The organism is Nodosilinea sp. LEGE 07298 (assembly GCF_015207265.1).
Classification (GTDB): Bacteria; Cyanobacteriota; Cyanobacteriia; order Phormidesmidales; family Phormidesmidaceae; genus Nodosilinea.
On the sequence record NZ_JADEXE010000412.1, the window covers coordinates 1 to 4870 of the forward strand.

The window sequence follows — 4870 nt, forward strand, 5'->3', positions numbered from 1 at the left end:
CCTCTGGCACCTCGATGGCGGCGAGCATGTCTTTGGCAACTTTCCGGCCTGTCAGTTTAGCCTGTGGGAGAAGACTGGGGCGGGCACCCAGGCTTACGCCCTCAGTAGCCAGCCGCCCGAGGACAGCAGTCTGTCGTCGTGGCAGTGGTATCCCGCTTCGACGAAAACTCAGACGACGGGCAGCTACCACGCGCTGTATCCGCGCAGCTGGTACCGCTACGAGAATGTGTTTCGCGCCCAGATTACTTGCGAACAGATCACCCCCGTCTGGCCCGATAACTATAAAGAAGCCAGCTATCCGGTGGTGGCTTTTGAGTGGACGGCCCACAACCCCACCAACTTTCCGATTACTCTCAGCATCATGGTGAGCTGGCAGAACCTGGTGGGCTGGTTTACCAATACGCAAAAATCGCCAGAGGTGCTGCTGCGCGACGACGGCAGCCCCTACTACGACTATGTACCTGCGATCGCCCAAAGCACCGGCAACTTCAACCAGTTCATCAATGCCGACGGTCTCAAAGCGCTGATTATGGACGGGGCGTGGCAGGATGAACCCGCCGAAGGCGACGGCCAGTGGTGTATTGCCACCCTGGATGACCCCAATGTGGAAGTCTCCTACGATCTGCGCTGGAACCCAGATGGAGATGGACGCGACCTGTGGGACTCGTTTGCCAAGCTGGGCCGACTGATGAATTTGTTGGATACGACCCCGGCGGGCGAGGGGGAGCAAATTGCGGGTGCGATCGCCCTGCGCTTTACCCTTCAACCCGGCGAAACCCGCCAGATTTCCGTAGCCCTAGCGTGGGATTTACCCGTCACCGAGTTCGCCGCTGGGGTGGTGAACTACCGGCGCTATACCGACTTTTTTGGCAGAACCGGACGGAATGCGCAGGCGATCGCATTTTCTGCCCTCAGCGACTACAAAACCTGGCAGCGGCAGATTACCGCCTGGCAGCAGCCGATTCTCGATCGCCCCGATCTGCCCGATACCTTCAAAATGGCGCTGTTTAACGAGCTATACGACCTGGCCAGCGGTGGCACCCTGTGGAGCGCTGCCACCGAGACCGACCCGGTGGGCCAGTTTGCGGTACTGGAGTGCATCGACTACCGCTGGTACGAAAGCCTCGACGTGCGCCTCTACGGCGGTTTCGCCACCCTGCTGCTGTGGCCCGAGCTAGAGAAAGCAGTGCTGCGCGCCTTTGCCCGCGCCATCCCGGCGCAAGACGAGCGGCGGCGGATCATCGGCTACTACGTCACGATGGGGCTAGAGCAGCCCCCGGCCATTCGCAAGCTCAAGGGCGCAACGCCCCACGACCTGGGTGCCCCCAATGAGCACCCCTGGGCACAAACCAACTACACCAGCTATCAAGACTGCAACCAGTGGAAAGACCTGGGCAGCGACTTTGTGCTCCAGGTCTACCGGGCCTACCAGTTCACTGGGGCAACGGATGTGGCCTTTCTCAAAGACTGCTGGCCTGCGGTGGTTGACACCCTGCAATACCTGAAGCAGTTTGACCGCGATGGCGACGGCATTCCTGAAAACGAGGGTGCTCCCGACCAAACCTTCGACGACTGGCAGCTCAAGGGCATTAGCGCCTACTGCGGCGGGCTGTGGCTGGGGGCGCTGGAGGCGGCGATCGCAATCGCCGACATTCTCACCACCGCTGGTTTGGCCCCCGGCAACACCCCGATTCTGCTCAGCCAGTACCGCCGCTGGCTCGACAATGGCCTCAAGGCCTACCATCCCAAACTGTGGAATGGGCGCTACTACCGCCTCGACACCGGCAGCGGCTCGGATGTGGTGATGGCCGACCAGCTCTGCGGCCAGTTTATGGTGCGCCACCTGGGCCTGCCGGATTTGGTGGAGGATGAATTCACCCTGTCGGCCCTTGATGCCATCTACGACGCCTGCTTTGTGAAGTTCAACCAGGTTGTCCAAACCCAGGAACGACCGCCCCAGCAAAAGTTTGAGGGGGCGCAGTTGGGCAACTTTAGCGCGGCGACACTGAAAATGATGATTGGGGCGGCGAATGGCGTGTTGCCAGACGGTTCCCCTGAAGACCCCGACAGCACCCACCAGCAGGAGGTGTGGACGGGCATTAACTTTGGCCTGGCGGCGTTTTTGGCCCAGATGGGTAAGCGGGAAGAGGCAATGGCGATTGCCGATGCCGTTATTCAGCAAATCTACAGCTACGGCCTACAATTTCGTACCCCCGAGGCAATCACGGCCCTGGGCACCTACCGCGCCTGTCACTACATGCGCCCGATGGCGATCTGGGGCTTGTACGAGGTGCTCACCGCCAGCATCGATCCAGCTCGGTAGGAGCAGAGGCTACGATAGAGCATGACTCGCTTATTTGACTGTCCATACCTGGGAACCACCGCAGAACTGTCAGGTGAGCGGGAAGCCCACATCACAGCGAGTCATCCGGGTACATTGCCTGACTATTTGAACCAGCTAGCCGATACTCTAGAGAACCCTGACCTGGTACGAGGCAGCGATCGCGACCCTACTGCCCTGCTCTTTTCCAAGTGGTTTGATTCCATTCGCACCGGGCGCTACATAGTGGTTGTAATCGTCCGTGATGGAGCCTCATCCAGGCATTGGATCATCACTGCCTACACCGCTCGCAAATTGACTGGAGGAGAAACCCGATGGCAGAAAAGCTAGTCTTCAAATACGACCAGGCAGGCGATATCCTCTACATCAATAAGTGTGCGCCCTACGCGGAGCAAGAGTCTGAAGAAATTGGCGATGAAATGATCGCTCGGCTCAATCCAGTGTCTGGTGAAGTGGAAAATTTAGAGATTCTGTTTTTCTCAAAGCGACTCCTAAACGCAGATTTCCTGCTAGAGCTGCCGGTGATTGCCAATCTCAGACTATCGGCATCGTAGGGTGCCTTTCGCAGCGCGATCGCGAAGCGACTCCCGTGGAGTTTCGCATCTGATTCCACTGCCTCACCCCCGCCCTGCCGCCCCGCCGCAATGGCGTGTGAGGCAGATGCAGGATTCTCGCGATGGGTGGGCGGTGCATTGCGGCGCGAGAATTGGCGGGTCATGGGCGTGGGTTTGGGGCCGCGAATGGCACCCTACCGCAGGAGCCACCAGCTCCAACGGGCGATCGGGTTGCCATCATTGTAGGCTATGGCTTTGCGGCGATCGCCGCTGCCGTCATTCGGCAAATCCACAACTACGGCTTACAATTTCTCGCACTCCTGAAGCGATCGCAGCCCTAGGCACCTACCGCGCCTGCCACTATATGCGGCCGATGGCAATTTGGAGTTTGTACAATGTATTAACCGAAGGTCGGAATTCTTAGGTCGGGCTAGGATAGTGGTCTACGTAGGCGCACAACGCTGACGCGAGACTCTGCCAACGCACCAGCCGTGCACCATGTGGGGAAACTCTCGACATGAAGCACTTGCCTCCAGAGAGCACACTTGAACTAATCCTTTTTAATTCACGTTTCTCTTAATGGTGCATGGCTTCGCGAATGCACCCTACAGCTCATCAACATTCACTACCCATGCGCCCTGCACCTCCCAATCGCAAACTTCCCGACCCGCTGCCGCCGCGCTACGTAGACCCCAGCGTTCCGGCTGAGCCTTGGCCTATTCCAACCCCCCAGCCCGTGCCGCAGAAGACTAGATCGCCCTTCCGACCCATTCGCACGGTTTTCAATGCTCTCATTGGTGGCGCAGTGCTGGTGGGCATTGCGGCTGGGGTAGGGTTTTGGCGATCGCCCGATCGCTTCCTAGAAGGCGCGCGCATTATGCTCACCCCGGCTCCCGGTGAACCCCAGGTGGATGTGCGATCGGTAGTGGTGCAGCAGTTGCGAGGGGCAAGCGAGCTGACTACGGCGATTTTCGCCATGGAGGCGGTGGTGCCGACCCAGAGCGATCGCACCCTGGCCGGCTACGTGATTGGCTCCACTAACCTGCTCTACATTGCCTACGGCGAAGTGCGGGCCGGGGTCGATCTGGCCGAACTCACGACTGAGAATGTGCAGGTGACAGGCGACAATACGATTCAGGTCACCCTGCCACCGCCCAAGATTCTCGACAGCAAAATTGACCTCAGCAAGTCGAATGTATTTGACTACAGCCGAGGCTTTTTGGGCCTGGGGCCGGACGTAGCGCCTGAACTGCAGGAGAAAGCTCAGCAGGAAGCTCTCATCAAAATTGAAGAAGCTGCTTGTCAGGAGAACTTGCTGGCCGAGGCCAACCGCCGCGCCGAGATCACCGTGGGGCAGCTGCTGTCTACCGCCGGGTTTGAAACCGTCACCGTTACCACTCAGCCGCCGACTAATTCCGCCTGTGCAGCGCCTGCAAATAGCGATACAGTGTTACCGGGCTTAGCAGTACCTACTCCGCCCCCAGAACCCGGCCAATAAGGATTGTTATGCTAGAGCTGTATCAGTTTGAAGCCTCGTCTTTTGCCGAAAAAATTCGCCTAATTCTCGACTACAAGCAGGTACCTTACCGCAAGGTCGAAGTTACCCCCGGCGTCGGTCAGGTAGAAATTTTTCAGATGTCGGGCCAGCGACAGGTGCCCGTGCTCAAAGACGGAGAGTTGGTGATTCCCGACTCGACCGCGATCGCCCTCCACCTCGAAAAAGCCTACCCCGATCGCCCCATTCTGCCTACCGACCCCAAGCCCAGGGGCCTGTGCCTGGCGCTCGAAGCCTGGGCCGACGAGGCGATCGTGCCCAAGGCCCGCGTCGTTATGGTCGGTGCCTTTAAGCAGCACCCCAACTTTCGAACCGCCCTGCTGCCCGGCTTTACCCCCGGCCCCCTGCGCGATTTGGTGGGGGCACTACCCGGCGACATTTTGAACCTGGTGGGTACCGGCGTTGGCTTTGGCCCTGAGG

6 protein-coding genes are annotated in these 4870 nt (G+C 59.2%); all 6 read left to right on the plus strand.

What is annotated here, in order from left to right; genetic code table 11:
• Positions 1-2323, plus strand: a 2323-nt coding sequence (locus tag IQ273_RS30565; RefSeq protein ID WP_194026858.1) for a GH116 family glycosyl hydrolase, incomplete at its 5' end; no start/stop codon positions are given.
• 21 nt (positions 2324-2344) lie between these two features.
• Positions 2345-2671, plus strand: a complete 327-nt coding sequence (locus IQ273_RS30570) for a hypothetical protein (protein WP_194026859.1) — start codon at positions 2345-2347, stop codon at positions 2669-2671.
• Positions 2656-2895, plus strand: a complete 240-nt coding sequence (locus tag IQ273_RS30575) for a DUF2283 domain-containing protein (RefSeq protein WP_194026860.1) — start codon at positions 2656-2658, stop codon at positions 2893-2895. Before IQ273_RS30570 ends, IQ273_RS30575 begins: the two co-directional genes overlap by 16 nt.
• A 122-nt stretch (positions 2896-3017) precedes the next feature.
• On the plus strand, positions 3018-3236 hold the full coding sequence (locus IQ273_RS35540; RefSeq protein WP_228054209.1) for a hypothetical protein: 219 nt from the start codon (positions 3018-3020) through the stop codon (positions 3234-3236).
• A 290-nt stretch (positions 3237-3526) separates the two neighbouring features.
• The gene (locus tag IQ273_RS30585; protein WP_194026861.1) at positions 3527-4393 is read left to right on the plus strand and encodes a DUF4230 domain-containing protein; all 867 of its coding nucleotides are present in this window, start codon (positions 3527-3529) and stop codon (positions 4391-4393) included.
• Positions 4394-4401: 8 nt separating this feature from the next.
• The coding region (locus IQ273_RS30590; RefSeq protein WP_194026862.1) for a glutathione S-transferase family protein at positions 4402-4870 on the plus strand (469 nt) is incomplete at its 3' end.